This is a genomic window from Stenotrophomonas sp. YJH_SMC_21, assembly GCF_059369555.1.
In genome coordinates, this window is the sequence record NZ_JCAFSU010000001.1 from 582,969 (window position 1) to 600,779 (window position 17,811).

16 protein-coding genes are annotated in these 17,811 nt (G+C 66.4%); 6 read left to right on the forward strand and 10 right to left on the reverse strand.

Annotation, left to right across the window (positions count from 1 at the left end):
• Positions 1–58 precede the first annotated feature (58 nt).
• The 3 genes from AC5P67_RS02685 to AC5P67_RS02695 all read right to left on the reverse strand — a co-directional run bounded on the left by AC5P67_RS02685 (position 59) and on the right by AC5P67_RS02695 (position 2,321).
• Positions 59–1,369: a PQQ-dependent sugar dehydrogenase gene (locus AC5P67_RS02685; RefSeq protein ID WP_133050233.1), complete on the reverse strand. Its 1,311-nt coding sequence runs from the start codon at positions 1,367–1,369 to the stop codon at positions 59–61.
• On the reverse strand, positions 1,362–1,802 hold the full coding sequence (locus AC5P67_RS02690; protein WP_099562468.1) for a DUF2231 domain-containing protein: 441 nt from the start codon (positions 1,800–1,802) through the stop codon (positions 1,362–1,364). Before AC5P67_RS02690 ends, AC5P67_RS02685 begins: the two co-directional genes overlap by 8 nt.
• A 108-nt stretch (positions 1,803–1,910) precedes the next feature.
• Positions 1,911–2,321: a hypothetical protein gene (locus AC5P67_RS02695; protein ID WP_043034252.1), complete on the reverse strand. Its 411-nt coding sequence runs from the start codon at positions 2,319–2,321 to the stop codon at positions 1,911–1,913.
• Between the two features lie 248 nt (positions 2,322–2,569).
• Between AC5P67_RS02695 and AC5P67_RS02700 the strand changes: the two genes are divergently transcribed.
• Both AC5P67_RS02700 and AC5P67_RS02705 read left to right on the forward strand, forming a co-directional pair.
• A complete protein-coding gene (locus AC5P67_RS02700; protein ID WP_043034251.1) occupies positions 2,570–4,336 on the forward strand; it encodes a S8 family serine peptidase in 1,767 nt (588 codons plus the stop codon).
• Positions 4,336–4,914: a hypothetical protein gene (locus AC5P67_RS02705; protein ID WP_005414757.1), complete on the forward strand. Its 579-nt coding sequence runs from the start codon at positions 4,336–4,338 to the stop codon at positions 4,912–4,914. The genes AC5P67_RS02700 and AC5P67_RS02705 overlap by 1 nt, the downstream gene beginning before the upstream one ends.
• Before the next feature lie 102 nt (positions 4,915–5,016).
• On the opposite strand, the gene AC5P67_RS02710 is transcribed toward AC5P67_RS02705, so the two are convergent.
• Genes AC5P67_RS02710 through cyoA form a run of 5 tightly spaced genes read right to left on the reverse strand, consistent with a single transcriptional unit; the run spans position 5,017 to position 9,562 of the window.
• Entirely contained in the window at positions 5,017–5,697 is a 681-nt protein-coding gene (locus AC5P67_RS02710) for an SCO family protein (RefSeq protein ID WP_099472681.1), read from the reverse strand.
• A gap of 11 nt (positions 5,698–5,708) precedes the next feature.
• Positions 5,709–6,041, reverse strand: a complete 333-nt coding sequence (cyoD, locus tag AC5P67_RS02715; RefSeq protein WP_005411473.1) for a cytochrome o ubiquinol oxidase subunit IV — start codon at positions 6,039–6,041, stop codon at positions 5,709–5,711.
• 1 nt (position 6,042) lies between these two features.
• Positions 6,043–6,678, reverse strand: coding sequence for a cytochrome o ubiquinol oxidase subunit III (gene cyoC / locus AC5P67_RS02720; RefSeq protein ID WP_080281857.1), 636 nt, complete (start codon positions 6,676–6,678; stop codon positions 6,043–6,045).
• Entirely contained in the window at positions 6,675–8,651 is a 1,977-nt protein-coding gene (gene cyoB / locus AC5P67_RS02725; protein WP_043034249.1) for a cytochrome o ubiquinol oxidase subunit I, read from the reverse strand. The genes cyoC and cyoB overlap by 4 nt, the downstream gene beginning before the upstream one ends.
• Positions 8,652–8,656: 5 nt before the next feature.
• Positions 8,657–9,562 (reverse strand): ubiquinol oxidase subunit II, encoded by a 906-nt coding sequence (cyoA, locus tag AC5P67_RS02730; RefSeq protein WP_099472679.1) that lies wholly within the window; start codon positions 9,560–9,562, stop codon positions 8,657–8,659.
• 183 nt (positions 9,563–9,745) lie between these two features.
• Between cyoA and AC5P67_RS02735 the strand changes: the two genes are divergently transcribed.
• The 4 genes from AC5P67_RS02735 to AC5P67_RS02750 are packed head-to-tail and all read left to right on the forward strand — an operon-like array spanning position 9,746 to position 13,618.
• Positions 9,746–11,161 carry an aminotransferase-like domain-containing protein gene (locus AC5P67_RS02735; protein WP_114619004.1) on the forward strand — a complete coding sequence of 472 codons (1,416 nt, stop codon included), beginning with the start codon at positions 9,746–9,748 and terminating at the stop codon, positions 11,159–11,161.
• 55 nt (positions 11,162–11,216) lie between these two features.
• On the forward strand, positions 11,217–11,495 hold the full coding sequence (locus tag AC5P67_RS02740; protein ID WP_005420041.1) for a hypothetical protein: 279 nt from the start codon (positions 11,217–11,219) through the stop codon (positions 11,493–11,495).
• Positions 11,495–12,094, forward strand: coding sequence for a DUF6436 domain-containing protein (locus AC5P67_RS02745; protein ID WP_012481503.1), 600 nt, complete (start codon positions 11,495–11,497; stop codon positions 12,092–12,094). Before AC5P67_RS02740 ends, AC5P67_RS02745 begins: the two co-directional genes overlap by 1 nt.
• Before the next feature lie 9 nt (positions 12,095–12,103).
• Entirely contained in the window at positions 12,104–13,618 is a 1,515-nt protein-coding gene (locus tag AC5P67_RS02750) for an aminotransferase-like domain-containing protein (protein ID WP_114619005.1), read from the forward strand.
• A gap of 341 nt (positions 13,619–13,959) precedes the next feature.
• Here AC5P67_RS02750 and AC5P67_RS02755 read toward each other — a convergent pair whose 3' ends face one another.
• Entirely contained in the window at positions 13,960–15,261 is a 1,302-nt protein-coding gene (locus AC5P67_RS02755) for an aminotransferase class V-fold PLP-dependent enzyme (RefSeq protein ID WP_495214285.1), read from the reverse strand.
• Positions 15,261–17,663 carry a TonB-dependent receptor plug domain-containing protein gene (locus AC5P67_RS02760; RefSeq protein ID WP_495214286.1) on the reverse strand — a complete coding sequence of 801 codons (2,403 nt, stop codon included), beginning with the start codon at positions 17,661–17,663 and terminating at the stop codon, positions 15,261–15,263. Before AC5P67_RS02760 ends, AC5P67_RS02755 begins: the two co-directional genes overlap by 1 nt.
• Between the last annotated feature and the right edge of the window lie 148 nt (positions 17,664–17,811).

The window sequence follows — 17,811 nt, forward strand, 5'->3', positions numbered from 1 at the left end:
AGTCGACTGACAGTCGACTCTACCGGATGTTCTTCGGCCATGGCTCGACGCTACACAGCTACTTGGCCGACACCCGCCACACCACGTCGCCCACGTCATCAGCCACCAGCAGCGCGCCTTCGGCATCCATCGCCATGCCCACCGGTGCGCCCATCAGGGTCTTCTCGTCCTTCGAGGCGAAGCCACTGACCACGGTCTGCGGCCGCCCGGTCGGCTTGCCGTCCTTGAACGCTACGTAGACCACTTCGTAGCCACTCAGCGGCGAACGGTCCCAGCTGCCGTGCTCGCCGATGAAGGCGCCGCCGTGGTACTGCGCCGGCAGTGCCTGGCCGGTGTAGAACAGCAGGCCCAGCGGTGCCACGTGCGAGCCGATGGCGTAGTCGGGCGTGATTGCTTTGGCCACCAGGTCCGGCCGCTGCGGCTGCACGCGCTCGTCCACGTGCTGGCCGTAGTAGCTGTAGGGCCAGCCGTAGAAGCCATCCTCCTTCACCGAGGTGAGGTAATCCGGCACCAGGTCGGCACCGATCTCGTCGCGTTCGTTCGCCACCGCCCACAACGTGCCAGTGCTCGGCTCCCAGTCCAGGCCGGTCGGGTTGCGGATGCCCGACGCAAAGATACGGCTGCCACGGGTGGCTACGTCCACTTCCAGCACCACTGCGCGGCGGTACTCGACGGCCAGACCATTTTCGGTGATGTTGCTGTTGGAGCCCACGCCAACGTACAGCTTGCGGCCATCGCGGCTGGCCAGCAGTTCCTTGGTCCAGTGGTGGTTGATGGTGCTGGGCAGGTCGGTGAACTCGCGGCCCTTGTCGGACATGCGGGTTTCGCCGGGCACGTAGTGGTACTGCACGATGTTGCCGGTGTTGGCCACGTACAGCGTGTCGCCGATCAGCTGGATGCCGAACGGCGAATGCAGGCCTTCGATGTAGACATGCTGGGTCCAGGTGTTCGTTCCCGGCGTGCGGCGCAGCAGGGTGACCCGGTTGCCGCCCTTGCCGGCCTTGCCCGAGCGCGCCTTCACCTTGCCGGCGATCCACTGCTTGGGCGTGGTGACTGGTTCTTCGCCGGGGCCGTTGCCTTCCACCACCAGTACATCGCCGTTGGGCAGGGTCAGCAGCCGCCGCGGATGCTGCAGGTTGGCGGCGATGCGCTCGATCTTCAGGCCCTCGGCCACCGTGGGGGTCTGTCCATCAGCCCAGCCAACGCCCTTGGGCACCTGCATCGGCGGCATCAGGAAGTTGGCCGGCTTGGGCAGCGGCGGCTGCGGGCCCGACTGGTCGGCCGGATGGTACTCGGCCTTGCCGGCGCAGGCCGACAGGGCGGCGGCCAATGCCAAGGCGGCGACGGTGGGCAGGATGTGCTTAGCCATGACGACCTCCCTGCAGCACCGGCGGCTGCAGTGACAGCAGGATCAGGCCCAGCGCGATCAGGGCCACGGTCAGCGCCGACAGGATCGTGCCCGGCACTGCAACGGCATACGCATCGCGGCTGTGCACGAAGGCGTTCCAGATGGCCAGCACCACCGCGACCAGGTTGAGGAAGAAGTCGATGCGGTCGATACGGGTGGCCGTGCCGTTGCGGCGCCAGACCGCGAACAGGTTGATCAGGCGCGGAAGGATGGCGATCATCAGGCCGAAGGTGATCAGCCAGGCGGCGGCCTTGCCCCACATCACCTCGGCGCTGTTGAGGTAGATCGCGTCGAAGATCAGTGCACCGACGAAGAAGCCGAAGGGTATCGGGTTCAACAGGCTGAACAGCGTGGTGCCGAACCCGCGATGGGCCTGGGCGAGCGGATTGACCATCATCGTGCTCCGTGCGGAAGGGTGCACGGGCTGTAGTAGCACAGCGGGCTGTGAGGGCGCGCGATGATGCCCCGGCGGGGCTGCCACATCCGCCGGGAGGGCACCGCGCTACGCGGGTTCGTCCTCGCGCACCTCGTGGAAAGGCAGCATCGTCTCGAAGCCGAATTCGTGTTCCATGCTGGTGCGGACCAGGCCGCCGATGGCGTAGAAGCTGGTATTGGCGTGCACATCGATGCCACAGGGACCATCCTCAGCCAGCAGGTGCAGTGTCTGCGCCCTACGCATCTTCACTCTTTCCTCCTGCAGCAGCGCACGTCGGTGCCGCTTCATCAGCAAGCGCAACTGTTTGACCGTGGTGATATTGAATGTGGCTAGCGCCGGCAGCAGCTCGGCGATATCCGCATCGGTCCAGTAATCGTGGCGACGGTGGTACATCGACAGCACCACCTTGCGGATGGCGGCAACCGAGAGCGGGGTCTGGTCTGCGCGCGCACGTGCACGCTGGCGTCCATTCTTCATGTGTCTTCACTTGCATGTGATTACCCGAGTTTCCCGCACCGGAAGCAAGCGCGCGAAGATGGCGTGAAGGCATTCGCGCGCCCTGTCATAACCTGACGTACTAAGTGTTTGTGACGCAATTGGCACATTCGCACATTGCGGGTGTGAAGAGGTAGGGAGTTCTTCGTTGTGTCGCGTTTGGCTCGTTGCGATGGGGTAGTTCCGCCCCGCCGTCCTGCCATGCCGATTCACAACAGAAGGATTCGTGTATGAAGCGACACACGCAACGCTCCGCGCCACCGCGCTCTGCGCGCCTGGCCCTCGCCACTGCCCTGGTGCTGGGCAGCCTGGCCGCCACCGCCCAGGCCCAACAGGCTGATCCGCTGGCGGGTATCCAGTGGCACCTGCTCAACACCGGTCAGACGGTCCCGGCCGACACACTGCCGGTGGCCGGCAACGATCTGAACGTGGATGGCCTGTTCCGCAATGGCATCCGTGGCCAGGGCGTCACCATCGCCATCGTCGACGATGGCCTGCAGATCGCGCATCCGGACCTGGCGGCCAACGTGGCCGCGGTGGCCGGCAAGAACTTCACCAATGGCTCGAACAACCCCACCCCGACCAACCCGGATGTCGACAACCACGGCACCATGGTCGGTGGCATCGCCGGTGCGGTGGGCGCCAACAACCTGGGCGTGCGCGGTGTGGCCCCGGCGGCGACGCTGAAGGGCTTCAACCCGATTTCGCGCTCAGCCCTGGGCAACCAGCAGAGCAACATCGAGTACGCCTGGTGGGACGGCGCGGAGTCGGCCGACGTGCAGGTGTTCAACAACAGCTGGGGCGCCGGCCCGGGCAATCCGAACCTGCCGTTGGCGTACAGCGAAAACACGATTCGTTCGTATGAGCAAGCCCTGTCGGGTACGCGCGGTGGCCGCGGCGGCATCTACGTGAAGTCGGCCGGTAACAACTTCAACAATGCCTCGATCAGCCAGACCCAGGATGTCTGCACCACCGACACCAAGAACCGCAACACCGGCTGCGTGCCGGCTGGCCGCGACCCGCGCAACAACCTGTTCAACGTCATCACCGTAGGCGCGGTGCGCGCCGATGGCGTGCGCTCGTCGTATTCCTCCACCGGCTCGGCGCTGTGGGTGTCGGCCTTTGGCGGCGAGTACGGCCTGCAGGCGCAGTACGCCCCGGGCCTGGTGGCACGCGCCTACGACCCGGCCATCGTCACCACCGACGTGACCGGGTGCGCGCAGGGCAGCAACAAGAACACCAACCGCCAGAACACGCTGGACAGCAACCTGTCGGCCATCGACAGCACCTGCAACTACACCGCCAAGATGAACGGCACGTCCGCGTCGGCACCGATGGTGTCGGGCGTGGCCGCACTGGTGCTGGAAGCCAATCCGAACCTGTCCTATCGCGATGTGAAGTACATCCTGGCCACCACCGCCACCCGCAACCACCCGAACCAGCCGGCGGTGACACTGGCCGACGGGCGCACGCTGGTGCCGGGCTGGACGGTGAATGCTGCCGGCCGTGCCTACAGCAACTGGTACGGCTTCGGCGTAGTCAACGCTGCACGTGCAGTGCAGGTCGCCGAGAACTTCCAGTCGCTCGGTGCGCTGGTCGACAGCGGCTGGCGCAACACCACGCGTACCGTGGCCATCGGCAACACCTCGGCTGCCGCCGCACGCCTGACCTTCCAGTTGGCCAACGGCGCGCGCAACATCGAAAGCGTGCAGCTGGGCTTCCGGGTCAACCACCGCAACACGCGCCAGCTGCAGTTCGTGCTGGTGTCGCCCAGCGGCACCCGCAGCGTGGTGCAACCGGCGTTCACCGCGATCGGTTCGGGCACGGGTGGCGCGCAGAGCAACTTCACCAGCTGGGACCTGCTGTCCAGCAATGCCTTCCTGGATGAGAGTGCCAGCGGCACCTGGACGCTGGAAGTGACCGACATGGGGCAGGCCGCGACCGCTGCATCGCGTGGCAACCTCGAATTCTTCAAGATCCGCGTTCTGGGGCACTGATGATGAAGACCACCATTCTGTTGAGCACGCTCGCCTTCGCGGCGATGACCTCCCCTGCCTGGGCACAGAGCTCGGGGCAGACCCCTCCAGCCAGGACCCTGTCGACCGTGGATGCGCAGGAACTGAAGGCCTCCGCTACCGGCCGTTCGTTCGATGTGGGCGGCACGCGCTTCCAGCTATCCCCCTCGACCACCGTGAAGCAGGCCAGCGGCGGTCAGTTCACGATCACCCCGCAGGCGGCGGCGACCACCAGTTCGCGTACCAAGCGTTCGCTGGATGGCGCAGCGGCCGCGCCTGCTGATGCCGGTGCCGGCAAGTTCGCGGCGGCGGTCTCCCGCGACGGAGCGCCGGTGGTGGCGACCTCGCGGGTCAAGGTGTTCTTCACCGATGCGGCATCGGCCCAGCGCGCGGCTACGGCCACCGGTGGCACCGTGGTGAAGGTGTCGAAGGCTTCGGGCCAGGCCATCGTGGAGTATCCGTCGGTGAACGCGGCACTGGATGCGACCACCAGGCTGCTGTCCACCGCCGGTATCCGCGCCACCGAGCCGGACGTGGTGCAGTGGGAAGAGACCAAGTAAGGCGTTGAGCGGTGCCCCGGCCGGCTGGCTCTCCTGGCCGGCCGGGGATTGGTGTGGGGGTGTGCCGACCAACGGTCGGCACCCACCGCGGTGGAGGTGGCGTCAGCGGGCGGCGAGTGTGCCGCTGTGCTTGAGGTGGCAGCTGGCCAGCGCGTCGTTGCCGGCGGCCGGGTGGCCGGGCTCGAGCAGCAGGCGCTGCACGTCCGAGAACAGCTTTTCCACCGGCATGCCGTACGGCGCGAACAGGCGCAGTCGCCCCTGGCGGTCGAACACGTAGCCACCGGCAATGTGGCTCATCGTGTAGGTATCCGGTACCTGACCGGGTTCCTTTTCGTAGAACGCCTTGAAGTCGCTGGCCATCGCCGCCAGCTGCGCTTCGTTGCCGACCAGTGCGATTGCCTTGGGGTCGAACGCTTCCACGTAGGTCCGCGCAACCTCCGGGGTGTCGCGGGCCGGGTCAACGCTGACGAACACCACCTGCAGCTGGTCGGCATCCTTGCCCATCAGGTGCTTGACCTGGCTCAGCTCGACCATGGTGGTCGGGCACACGTCCGGGCAACTGGTGAAACCGAAGAACAGATAGGTCACCTGCCCCTGCAGGTCCTTCGGGCCGCGCACGGTGCCGTGGCTGTCGGGCATCGACCACTGCTGGCCGAGCTCTTCGCAGGCGATGTCCTTGGAGTAGAAGTCCATGCGCGACTGCGCACTGCAGCCGGCCAGCAGGCCGAGCAGCAGGCCTGCGGCCAGCCGCAGGCCACGTTGGGGGAACGCAATGCCTTTCACGGTTCGCAGGCTCAGTTGATCATCATGTGGTAGTGCATGCTCCAGATGATCCAGACCGACAACGCGACGATGATGAACAGGATCACCAGGGTGAACACGAAGCTGGCCAGGTTCCAGCCACCTTCGGACTTGCGGTCCATGTGCAGGAAATAGACCAGCTGCACCAGGATCTGCGCCACCGCGAAGCCAACCAGCAGGAACAGCGTGAGCGGCCGCGACAGCACCGGGTTCATCACCAGTGCGAACGGCACCACGGTCAGCAGCGCGCATAGCACGAAGCCGATCAGGTAGGACTTGGTGGAGCCGTGCGCATTGCCGGCGCGCGAAGTTTCGACGTGGGCCATGTCAGAAGGCTCCAATCAGATAGACGAAGGTGAAGACGCAGATCCACACCAGGTCCAGGAAGTGCCAGAACAGGCTCAGGCACGACACGCGGGTGATGTTGGTCGGGGTCAGGCCACGGCGGTAGACCTGGTGCATGACCACCGCCATCCAGATCAGGCCGCTGGCCACGTGCAGGCCGTGGGTGGCGACCAGCGCGAAGAACGCCGACAGGTAGGCACTGGTGCTGGGGCCTGCGCCTTCGTGGATCAGGTGCGAGAACTCGTAGATCTCCATGCCGATGAACGAGGCACCGAGCACGAAGGTCACGCCCAGCCAGCGCAGCACCGCCGAGGTGTCGTGGCGATGCATCGCCAGTACGGCCTGGCCGTAGGTGATGCTGGAGACCAGCAGCAGGAAGGTCTCGGCCATCACGAACGGCAGCGAGAACAGGTCCTTGCCGGTGGGGCCGCCGGCGTAGGCGGTGCTGAGCACCGCGTACGAGGCGAACAGCGAACCGAACAGCACCAGGTCGGACATGAGGTAGACCCACATGCCGAACACCTTCATGCCGCCCTGTTCGTGGCCGTGGTCGTGCTCGTGGTGGTCCTCGTGCGCCTGCGTGTCGCTGGCCAGCTCGGGGCGGGTCAACAGGTTCATGCGCGTACCTCCTTCAGCTTGGCAAGGTTGGCCGCTTCGGTGCGCGCCACCTCGTCGGAACTGACGTAGTAGTCCACGTCCTCGTCGTAGGACCGCACGATCAGTGTCACGATCATCGCGATGAAGCTGGCCGCGGCCATCCACCAGATGTGCCAGACCAGGGCGAAGCACAGCACCAGGATCCAGATGTTGAGGACCAGCGGCACGCCGGTGTTCTTAGGCATGTGGATCGGTGCGTACTTCTTCGGCGGCGGCGGCAGGCCGCGCTTCTTCGCTTCGTGGAAGGCGTCCAGCTCATCGGCCTTGGGCACCACGGCGAAGTTGTAGAACGGCGGCGGCGACGGCGTGGCCCATTCCAGCGTGCGTGCGTTCCACGGGTCGCCGGTCAGGTCCAGGTTGCGCTTGCGGTCGCGCACGCTCACGTAGATCTGCACAAGCATCAGGATGATGCCCGCGAACACGAACAGTGCACCGATGAAGGCGGCGATCAGGTACGGCGTCCACGCCGGGTTGTCGTACTGGTTCATGCGACGGGTCATACCCATGAAGCCCAGCATGTACAGCGGCATGAAGGCCAGGTAGAAGCCGATCACCCAGCACGCGAACGACCACTTGCCCAGGCGCTCGTTGAGGGTGAAGCCGAACACCTTCGGGAACCAGTAGGCGAAGCCGGCCAGGTAGCCGAACAGCGCGCCGCCGATGATGGTGTTGTGGAAGTGCGCGACCAGGAACAGGCTGTTGTGCAGCAGGAAGTCCGCACCCGGAATGGCCAGCAGCACGCCGGTCATGCCACCGATGGTGAAGGTGACCAGGAAGGCGATGGTCCACAGCATCGGCACGCTGAATTCGACGCGGCCGCCGTACATGGTGAACAACCAGGTGAAGATCTTCACGCCGGTGGGGATGGCGATGATCATCGTCATGATGCCGAAGAAGGCATTGACGCTGGCACCGGAGCCCATGGTGAAGAAGTGGTGCAGCCAGACGATGAACGACAGGATGCCGATCGCCAGCGTGGCGCCCACCATCGACTTGTAGCCGAACAGCTTCTTGCGCGCGAACGTGGCAGTCACTTCAGAGAAGATGCCGAACGCCGGCAGCACCAGGATGTACACCTCCGGATGGCCCCAGGCCCACACCAGGTTCACGTACATCATCGGGTTGCCACCCAACGTGTTGGTGTAGAAGTTGAAGTCCAGGTAACGGTCCAGGGTGAGTGCACCCAGCGCCACGGTCAGGATCGGGAAGGCGGCGATGATGATCACGCTGGTGACCAGCACGGTCCAGGTGAACACCGGCATCTTCATCAGGGTCATGCCCGGCGCACGCATGCGCAGGATGGTGATGAACAGGTTGACGCCGGTCAGCAATGTGCCGACGCCCGAAGCCTGCAATGCCCAGATGTAGTAGTCCACGCCGACGCCTGGACTGAACTCGATGCCCGACAGCGGCGGATAGGCCACCCAGCCGGTCATGGCGAATTCGCCAACGCCCAGCGAGATCATCATCAACGCTGCGCCGACCACGAAGATCCAGAAGCTGAAGGCGTTGAGGAACGGGAATGCCATGTCGCGCGCGCCGATCTGCAGCGGCACGATGATGTTCATCAGTCCGACCACGAACGGGGTGGCCACGAAGAAGATCATGATCACGCCGTGCGCGGTGAAGATCTGGTCGTAGTGCTCCGGTGGCAGGAAGCCGTCACTGCCCGGCCCGGCCGCCGCCAGCTGCGCGCGCATCATCAGCGCATCGGCAAAGCCACGCACCAGCATGACCAGCGCCACCACCACGTACATGATGCCGATCTTCTTGTGGTCCACGGTGGTGAACCAGTCACGCCAGAGCGGACCCCACAGCTTGAAGTACGTCACCGCGCCGAGCAGCGCGAGGCCGCCCAGCACCATGGCCGCCAATGTGACCACGACGATCGGCTCGTGCAGTGGCACGGCCTCCCACGTCAATTTACCCAACATGTTCGTTACTCCTGGGAAACCTGGGCACCGCCGGCAGCGCCCGCCGGGGTAGCAGCAGCGGTGTTCTCACCGACGCCGATGAACTGGTCGATGACCTTCTTGAACAGCAGCGGTTCAACACTGGAGAAGTGCTGCACCGGTACGTTCTTCGACGGTGCGGCCAGCGCCTTGAACTGCGTGAAGCTGAGCGCGTCCGGCGCGCTGCGCACCTCGGCCACCCAGCGATCGAAGTCTTCGTTGCTGCTGGCAGTGGCGATGAACTTCATGTTCGAGAAGCCATGCCCGCTGTAGTTGCCGGACATGCCACGGAACTGGCCGGGCTCGTTGGCGATCAGGTGCAGCTGCGTGCGCATGCCGGCCATCGCGTAGATCTGCCCTCCCAGCTGCGGGATGAAAAAGGTATTCATCGTCGAGTTGGAGGTGATGTTGAACGCCAGCGGGCGGTTGGCCGGGAAGTTGAGCTGGTTGACCGTGGCGATGCCCAGATCCGGATACACGAACACCCATTTCCAGTCGGTGGCGATCACGTCCACGTGCAGCGGCTCACCGGCCACGTCCAGCGGCTTGTACGGGTCCAGCTCGTGGGTCGACTTCCACACGATCACCGCCAGCACCGCGATGATGATCAGCGGCACGCCCCAGACCACGATCTCCACCTTGGTGGAGTGCGACCAGTCAGGCATGTATTTGGCTTTGGTGTTGCCGGCGCGGTAGCGCCACGCGAACACGAAGGTCAGCACGATGGCCGGTATCACCACGATCAGCATCAGGCCGATGCAGATCAGGATCAGGTCGCGCTGGGCGAGCCCGACCATGCCCTTCGAATCCAGCAGCACCCAGTCACAGCCCGACAGGCCGACGCAGGCCAGGGCGACCAGCGCCAGGCGGATGCGGTTCCAGCAGATATTCATTGGAGGTCAACCCTGTTGAAGAAGCGCGCTTGACCGGCTCGCCTGCGCGCAGCGCCCGGGCGTGGAGCGGCTACACTGTGGGTACGAGGTCGCCTACAAGCAGGCGAACCACTCCAATCAAGCCAATACAAGATACATCATTGTATGGAATTGTGCATCTGCACGTATGGAAAAAACTGACCGATGACGCCACCTGCCGCCGGCCGCCGCCTGAAACACCCCAATCGCACCTGGGTTCGCCCCTTCCGCGAGGGCGCCGGCCCGCTGTACCTGCAGATTGCCCAGCAGGTACGCGAGGCGGTGGATGACGGCGTGCTGCGCCCGGGCGACCGGCTGCCGCCGCAGCGCGACCTGGCCCAGCAGGTGGGCGTGGACCTGACCACGGTCACCCGCGCCTTCGCCGAGCTGCGCCAGGCCGGCCTGCTCGACGCGCAGGGCGCCGGCGGCACCTTCATCGCGCTGTCGGCCGGCAACCGCAGCACCTCGGTGGACCTGAGCATGAACATCCCGCCGCTGCTGGGCAGCGCGCCGTTCGCACAGGGCATGGAGGCCGGCTTCCAGCACGTGGGCCAGCAGCTGGGCCAGGGCGAACTGATGAGCTATCACGTCGGCGCCGGCACCCGTGAGGACCGCGCCGCCGCCGTGCAGTGGCTGGCGCCAATGCTGGGCACGGTCGGTGCCGACCAGGTGGTGATTTGCCCGGGCGCGCAGACCGCGCTGTGCGCGCTGATCCTGGCCCGCACCCAGCCGGGCGAGCTGATCGCCGCTGAGCAGCTGACCTACCCGGGCCTGCTGGCCGCCGCGCGCGTGCTGCAGCGGGGCGTGGTGCCGGTGGCGATGGACGCCGAGGGCATGCTGCCGGGCGCGCTGGAGGAGGCCTGCCAGCTACGTCGCCCGCGCCTGCTGTACCTGGTGCCGACCATCCAGAACCCGACCACGGCAACGATGTCGGCGCAGCGCCGGCAGGCCCTGCTGGCGGTGGCGGAGCGCCACGATCTGACCGTGATCGAAGACGATCCCTACTGGTTGCTGGCCGGTGACGCCGCGCCACCGCTGGCCGCCCACCGCCACGCCGGTTGCCCGGTGTATTACATCTCCACCCTGTCCAAGTGCCTGGCGCCGGGCCTGCGCACCGCCTACCTGGTGGTGCCGGCCGGCGAGCCGATGGAACCGGTGCTGGACGCCCTGCGTGCGATCGCACTGATGCCGACCCAGTCGATGGTGGCGGTGGCGTCGCAGTGGATCCGCAGCGGCCAGGCCCGGGACATGGTGCAGCGCTTCCAGCAGGAACTGCGCGAGCGCCAGGCGATTGCCGCGCAGTTCCTGCCGCCCCGCGCCCAGGCGCATCCGGCCGGCCTGCATGTGTGGCTGCCGCTGCCGCCACGGCTGGACCAGTACCGGTTGATCCAGGCCGCACAGGAACAGGGCCTGGGCATCGCCAGCTCGGATGCCTTCAGCGTGGAAGAGCCGCCGCCGGGCAACGCGATCCGCCTGTCGCTGGGCGGCGCGGTCGACCAGGGCGCGCTGGCCGGGGCGCTGGCCAAGCTGAACGAGATTCTGTCCGAAGCCCCCGAGGCCCGGCACAACGCCATCGTCTGAACCGGGTGCATGGCACTTCATCCATACAAGATGATATTTTGTATGCAATGTATGGATGAAGGGACGTGCATCGATGCGCGCCGAGAAACTGAAGTTCCACCTGGTGATGGCCGGGTGCGGTGGCTTTGTGGTGTTGATGCTGGCCGCGCTGGCCTGGGTCTGCCTGCAGCCGCAGACCGTGGACGTGCAGGCCGCCGAACGCCACGCCATCGAGCAGTGCGTGCAGCGCAGCGAGGATCCGTCGCGTAGCGAGATCCAGCGCCGCGCGCAGGCCGATTCCTGCCGCGAGATGCGCAAGCAGTACGTGCACAAGTTCGGCGGGGACGCGTCCTGATGGGCGCAGCCGCGCCGCGTCGCCGCTGGCTGCTGCCGACGATGATCGCCCTCGCCTGCCTGTTCATGGCCGGCGTGGCGGCTGCGCTGTGGCAGTACTTCGGCTACAGCGCGCAGTCCACCTTCACCGAACAGGCCATCGTCTTCGACGACTCGCAACTGCGCCTGCCGGCCGATCTGGCCGGTGATACCGGCCGCATCCGCGTGGTGCATTTCTGGGACCCGGCCTGCGGCGTGTGCAACCGCGAGACCGGTGCGCACCTGAGCTACCTGATCAGCATGTACCGCCGCGCCGGCATCGACTTCTATGCGATCCGCCGCCCCGGTACCCAGGGCGAGCTGCCCGAGCCGCTGCGCAACAAGGTGATCAACCTGCCGACCATCGACGGTATCGAACACATCCCGGCCAGCCCCGCCGTAGCCATCTGGGATCGCCAGGGCCACCTCGCCTATGCCGGGCCGTACAGCATCGGCATGGTCTGCAACTCGGCCAACAGCTTTGTCGAACCGCTGCTGGACAGACTGGTGCGCGGCGAGACCGTGCGCCCAAAGGGACTGCTTGCCGTGGGCTGCTACTGCCCCTGGCAGGCCAAGCGCTGAGGACGCGCAATGACATCACTGACGCTGGCCGGTGCGGCCGCCGCAAACAACAACGGCGGTCACCTGTCCGAACCGACCGATGGTTATGGACAGGCTCCCGCCGTTGGAAGCAACGATACGCCCCGACATGCTCCGTACATGCCGCGACCGGATGTCGCAGCGCGCGAATGGGTGCAGGACGTGCTCGCGCACAACGGGCCGATCTACCTGCGCATCGTCAATTCGCTGGAACGCACGGTGCGCCGTGGCGGCCTCGCACCCGGACAGCGCCTGCCCTCGCAGCGCGCGTTGGCGCAGCAGCTCGGCATCGACCTGACCACGGTCACCCGCGCCTTCGATGAAGCACGCAAGCGCGGCCTGATCGAAGCACGCGGGCCACAAGGCAGTTTCATCGCACCGCCCAAGGCCGGCTTCGACCAGGTCGTGGACCTGAGCATGAACGTGCCACCGGTGCCCGACGCCGATGCGCTGGCCGAGACCCTGCGCCGCGGCGCCGCCGCCGTGCTTGCACGCAGCAACGCGCCCAACCTGATGACCTATCACCTGGGCGGCGGCAACCCGACCGACCGCCACGCAGCGGCGCGCTGGCTGCAACCGATGCTGGGAAAGGTGGACGACGCCTGCCTGCTGCTGACCGAAGGCGCCCAGGTGGCGCTTGCCGCGATCCTGGTCAGCCAGGGCCGCGACGATGATGCGATCCTCTGCGATGCGCTGGTCTATCCGGGCCTGCTGCAGGCCGCCGCCGCACTGGGCCGGCGGCTGCTGCCGGTGGACAGCGACGAACACGGCATGTGTCCCGATGCGCTGGCCCGGCTGGCACGCGAAAGCGGCGCGCGGTTGGTCTATCTCAACCCGACCTGCCAGAACCCGACCGCGCTGACCCTGCCGCTGCAGCGGCGCGAAGCGCTGGCACGCGTGCTGGAGCGCGAGGGCCTGCTGGCGATCGAAGACGATCCTTACTGGCACCTCGCCGAGGATGCACCGACACCGCTGGCGGCACTGGCACCGCGTCATGTGTTCTACGTGGCGACGCTGTCGAAGGTGATCAGCCCCGGCCTGCGCACCGCCTTCGTGCGCTGCCCGAGCGCGGCGCATGCCGAGGCGATGACGGCTGCACTGCGGGCGACGCGGCTGATGGGTCATCCGCTGGTCTCGGCGTTGGCCAGCCAGCTGTTGCTGGATGGTTCGGCGCAGTCACTGCTGGCCCAGGTGCGCACCGAGGCACGCGAGCGCATGCGCATGGCGCGCTACCTGCTGGCGCCATCGCTGCTGCAGCGCGCGGAAGGCCTGCATGCCTGGTGCCGGGTACCAGCGCCGTGGACCGACGCCACGCTGGTGCGTACCGCACAGCTGCAGGGGCTGGCGATTGCGCCATCTTCGGCGTTCTGCCCGCAAGGCGTGTCTTACCCAAATGGCGTGCGGCTGTCGCTGGGGCTGGCGGCGGACCGCCGACAGCTGGAGAGTGCGCTGCGACGGATTGATCGGTTGTTGTTGTCCGATGCGTTGCCGGCGATCGAGCGGTAGCCCTGGAATGGGATGTGCCGACCAACGGTCGGCACCCACCCGACCGGTAGTGCCGGCCGCTGGCCAGCGGAAGATTCCCCGGCACGGTTGGAATGTGCCAACCAACAGTTGGCACCCACCCGACCGGTAGCGCCGGCCGCTGGCCGGCGGAAGATTCCCCGGCACGGTTGGAATGTGCCAACCAAGGTTGGCACCCACCAGATCGGAGGTAGATCGTGGAATGGGATGTGCCGACCAACAGTCGGCACCCACCCGACCGGTAGCGCCGGCCGCTGGCCGGCGGAAGATTCCCCGGCACGGTTGGAATGTGCCAACCAAGGTTGGCACCCACCAAAGCAGGGTCAGGCCAAGGCGGAGAGGGCCTTCACCAGCGCATCCATCTGCTCCGGCCGCGTGAACACTGATGGCGTCACGCGTACACAGGCACCGGAATCCAAACCGTCGCGATGGGTGGTGAACACGCGATGCTCATCCAGCAGGCGCTTCTGCAGCGCGAGGTTGTCAGCCACGCTGGTGCGCCCGCGCAGGCGGAAGCTGGCCAGCGCACTGGCCAGCGCCGGGTTCGGCGAAGACAGCACTTCGATGTGCGCCATCTGCCGCGCTGGCAGCGTCCAGCGCTCGCGCAGGTAGCGCAGCCGCGCCTGCTTGTTGGCCACGCCGACGCGCTGATGCAGGGCAATCGCCTCCGGCAGTGCCAGGTAGGCGGCGAAGTTGACCGTACCGGTGTGCACGCGGCTGCCGACACGGCCATCATCGGTCTCGCCCATGTACGGGTCCAGGTCCGCCACGCGCCCCCTTCGCACGTACATCGCGCCGACGCCGACCGGCGCGCCGATCCATTTGTGCAGATTGATGCCCACGAAGTCAGCCTTCAGATCCGGCACGGCGTAGTCGATCTGACCGAAACCATGGGCAGCATCAACGATCACATCGATACCGCGTGCCCGCGCACGCTCGGCGATCTCGGCCACCGGCAGCACCAGCCCATGGCGATGGCTGACCTGGGTCAGCAGCACCAGTTTCAGGCGCGGCAACCGCGCGAACGCGGCCTCGTAGGCCTGCAGGATCTGCGCGTGGTCGGGCACGGCCGGTAGCGCGATACGCTCGACCTGCACGCCGCGACGCTGCTGCAGCCAGCGCATCGCGCCGATCATGCTGTCGTAGTCGATGTCGGCATACAACACCTGGTCGCCGGGCTGCAGGCGGTTGTAGCCACCGATCAGCGCCAGCATCGCCTCGGTGGCCCCCCGCGTCAGTGCGATCTCATCAGCACCCACACCCAGCAGTTCGGCTACCTCTCGCTGCACCGCCATGTATTGCGCCGGAAACGCGCGGCGCCCATACCAGGCGTTGCCACGGTTCACTTCAGTGGTGTGGCGCTGGTAGCTGGCCAGCGTCTCGCGACCCATCGCGCCCCAGTAGCCGTTCTCCAGGTGGTTCACTTCATCGGTGATGTCGAAGTGGCTGGCCACGGCGGCCCAGTAGCCTTCATCGAGGGCCAGCACGTCCGGCGCCACGGTCGTCGAGGGAATCTCCATCGGCGAAGCGTAACGCGCAGCGGCGCTGGCAGGCAGTGAAGACAGTGCAGCTGCGGCCGGCAGCAGTGTGCCGGCGCGCAGCAGGGAACGACGACGAGCGTCCATCAGAAGGTCAGCCGGTACTGCGCGTACAGGTTGGCACCGTCGGTGTCGTACGGCGCGTTGCGCGAGTAGACCAGGCCACGGCTGGCCTGGAACGTGGCCTCATCCGGGTAGCGATCGAACACATTGTCGGCGCCCACGCGCAGGCTGTGGTGCTCGTTGATGCGATAGCCCACGGCCAGGTCGAGGAAGCTCATCTCACCGAAGCGCTGGTAGATGTCGCCCACCGCGTTGCCGCTGGAATCGGTCCAGGCGCCGTAGTAGCGCATGCGCGCCATCAGCGACCAAGCACCGATGTCCCAGCTGCTGGTCAGACTTCCCTTGTGCTCGGGCAGCCGGTCTTCGAACAGCACGCGCTGGGTCTCATTGGTGGCCACCGAGGTGCTGCCGTTGTCCACGCGTGTACGGTTGTAGTTGTAGGCCAGGGTCAACGTCATGCGGCCGGCGCCGAGATCACGCAGGTAGTTGCCGACCACGTCCACGCCAGTGGTGGTGGTATCGAAGTCGTTGGTGAAGTAGTTCACCGAGGTGTAGCCCAGTGGATTGGGCGTACCGGCCGGAATGGCGAAGCTGGCCGACTGGCTGAAGCGGTCGGTGAGCTTGATCTGGTAGACATCCACCGAGCCGGACAGACCCAGGTCCGTGCGCCAGGTCAGGCCCAGCGAGGCGGTGCGCGATTCCTCCGGCTTCAACGGCTTGGCTCCAAGCAGCTGCGCCAGCGGATCGTTAGGCGACAGGCGGCCACTGGTGAAGATCTGCAGCGTGCGCGTGTCCAGGCCCTGGGTGGTGCTGGTGGTGTTGAGCTGCGCCGGCGTCGGTGCGCGGAAGCCGCTGGACACGGTGCCGCGCAGGGCCACGTCCGGGGTGATCGCAAAGCGCGCCGACAGCTTGCCATCCAGTGTGCTGCCAGAGCTGGAGAAGTCCTCGTAACGGCTGGCCGCACCGATGCTCCAGCGCTCACCCAGCGGCACCTCCATGTCCACGTAGGCAGCCTTGCTGCGCTGGCTCCACTGCCCGGCCTGGCTGGCCGAGAAGCCCGGTGCACCGTTGGAGTTGGCTTCCAGCCCAGCGGCAGCGCCCGGGCCCACGGCGTACGAAGCCGGATCACCGGCACGCACCTGGTAGGTCTCCTGGCGGAACTCGCCACCAAAGGCTACGTTGATCGGCTTGGACAGCGCGGCCACGTCCCATTCGTAGTTGAAGTCGGCGTTGGCGTTCTTCTCGGTCTGGGTCAGGCGGCCGAGATCGAAGTCGGTCGGGCTGGCCGGGCCGAGCGAGGCATTGATCGAGTTCTTCAAGCTGTAGTCGATGGCGTTGCGGCCATACGAGGCGCTGACATCCCAGCGCAGCTTCGGCGTGATCTCGCCGCGCAGGCCACCGACCAGCTGCAGGTCGTTCTGGACGTTGCCGTACTGCGGGCTGAAGCCGACCGGATACAGCGAGCGCAGGTTCCAGCCGGGGAAGATGGAGGTGGTGCGGTACGCGCCGGTGGTGGTGTCCGGGTTGCGCCAGTTGAAATCACTGACGCCATCGCTGTGGCTGTACAGGCCGAAGGCATAGAGCTCCAGCGTCTCGCTGGCATTGGCCTTCACGTTGAAGCCGACGCGGCGGCTTTCCAGTTCCGGCTGGCCCCAGCGCTGCACCGGATTGGGCACGTCCAGCTCCGGATGTGCAGCCTGGAGGGCGATCGCGTCCGGGCGCTGGCGCGTGCGCGAGGTGGCGTCGGAGTTGGACAATTCGGCGAACAGCACCAGGCTGCCGTAGTCGCCCAGCGACCAGCCGGTGCGCGCACTGAAATCGCGGGAGGCACCGTCGCCCTGCGCGTACTGCGAATAGCCGGCGGTGATCTCGGTGCCCGGACCATCCTCGAGGATGATGTTGATGACACCGGCGATGGCGTCCGAGCCGTACTGCGCCGATGCGCCGTCGCGCAGCACTTCGATGCGCTTGATCGCGCTGGTCGGAATCTGAGCCAGATCAGCGGCCTGCGCACCACGGTTGCCGAGCAGCGCGCTGCGGTGGAAGCGGCGACCGTTGACCAGCACCAGGGTCTGGTCCGGCGACAGGCCACGCAGCGTCGCCGGACGCACGAACACCTGGCCATCTGCCATCGGCAGGCGCTGCACCACGAACGAGGGCACCAGCTGGGCCAGCACGTCCTTCAGGTCGGTGGATTCGACGGACGTGATGTCTTCCTTGGTGAACACGTCCACCGGCGCCAGTGTTTCGAACTGGGTGCGGTTGGAGGCGCGGGTACCGGTGACCAGCATCGCGTCGAGCTGGGTGGGTGCGGCGCGGTTGCCGCCTGCGGCATCGACCGCATCGGCTTCCGCTGCGATCGCGCCTCCTGCGCTGGCCATGGAAAGGGCGAGGAGGATGGAACGCGAAAGCTTCGAACGATGCACGGCAGGGCTCCGGGAGGACGCGACAGGGCCAGCACCTGTGCGGACACAACAGGGCTGGACAAGGCGCGCAGTCTCGGCGCGATCTGTGAAGGAGGCATGACGTCAGTACGACAGCTTGATGCGCCAACCAAGGTTGGCCCCCGCCAGG

Excerpts from the sequence above, each read along its gene's own strand:
- AC5P67_RS02685 (WP_133050233.1), bottom strand. The coding sequence starts at position 1,369 with ATGGCTAAGCACATCCTGCCCACCGTCGCCGCCTTGGCATTGGCCGCC.
- AC5P67_RS02690 (WP_099562468.1), bottom strand. The coding sequence starts at position 1,802 with ATGGTCAATCCGCTCGCCCAGGCCCATCGCGGGTTCGGCACCACGCTG.
- AC5P67_RS02695 (WP_043034252.1), bottom strand. The coding sequence starts at position 2,321 with ATGAAGAATGGACGCCAGCGTGCACGTGCGCGCGCAGACCAGACCCCG.
- AC5P67_RS02700 (WP_043034251.1), top strand. The coding sequence starts at position 2,570 with ATGAAGCGACACACGCAACGCTCCGCGCCACCGCGCTCTGCGCGCCTG.
- AC5P67_RS02705 (WP_005414757.1), top strand. The coding sequence starts at position 4,336 with ATGATGAAGACCACCATTCTGTTGAGCACGCTCGCCTTCGCGGCGATG.
- cyoD (WP_005411473.1), bottom strand. The coding sequence starts at position 6,041 with ATGGCCCACGTCGAAACTTCGCGCGCCGGCAATGCGCACGGCTCCACC.
- cyoC (WP_080281857.1), bottom strand. The coding sequence starts at position 6,678 with ATGAACCTGTTGACCCGCCCCGAGCTGGCCAGCGACACGCAGGCGCAC.
- cyoB (WP_043034249.1), bottom strand. The coding sequence starts at position 8,651 with ATGTTGGGTAAATTGACGTGGGAGGCCGTGCCACTGCACGAGCCGATC.
- cyoA (WP_099472679.1), bottom strand. The coding sequence starts at position 9,562 with ATGAATATCTGCTGGAACCGCATCCGCCTGGCGCTGGTCGCCCTGGCC.
- AC5P67_RS02735 (WP_114619004.1), top strand. The coding sequence starts at position 9,746 with ATGACGCCACCTGCCGCCGGCCGCCGCCTGAAACACCCCAATCGCACC.
- AC5P67_RS02740 (WP_005420041.1), top strand. The coding sequence starts at position 11,217 with ATGAAGGGACGTGCATCGATGCGCGCCGAGAAACTGAAGTTCCACCTG.
- AC5P67_RS02745 (WP_012481503.1), top strand. The coding sequence starts at position 11,495 with ATGGGCGCAGCCGCGCCGCGTCGCCGCTGGCTGCTGCCGACGATGATC.
- AC5P67_RS02750 (WP_114619005.1), top strand. The coding sequence starts at position 12,104 with ATGACATCACTGACGCTGGCCGGTGCGGCCGCCGCAAACAACAACGGC.
- AC5P67_RS02755 (WP_495214285.1), bottom strand. The coding sequence starts at position 15,261 with ATGGACGCTCGTCGTCGTTCCCTGCTGCGCGCCGGCACACTGCTGCCG.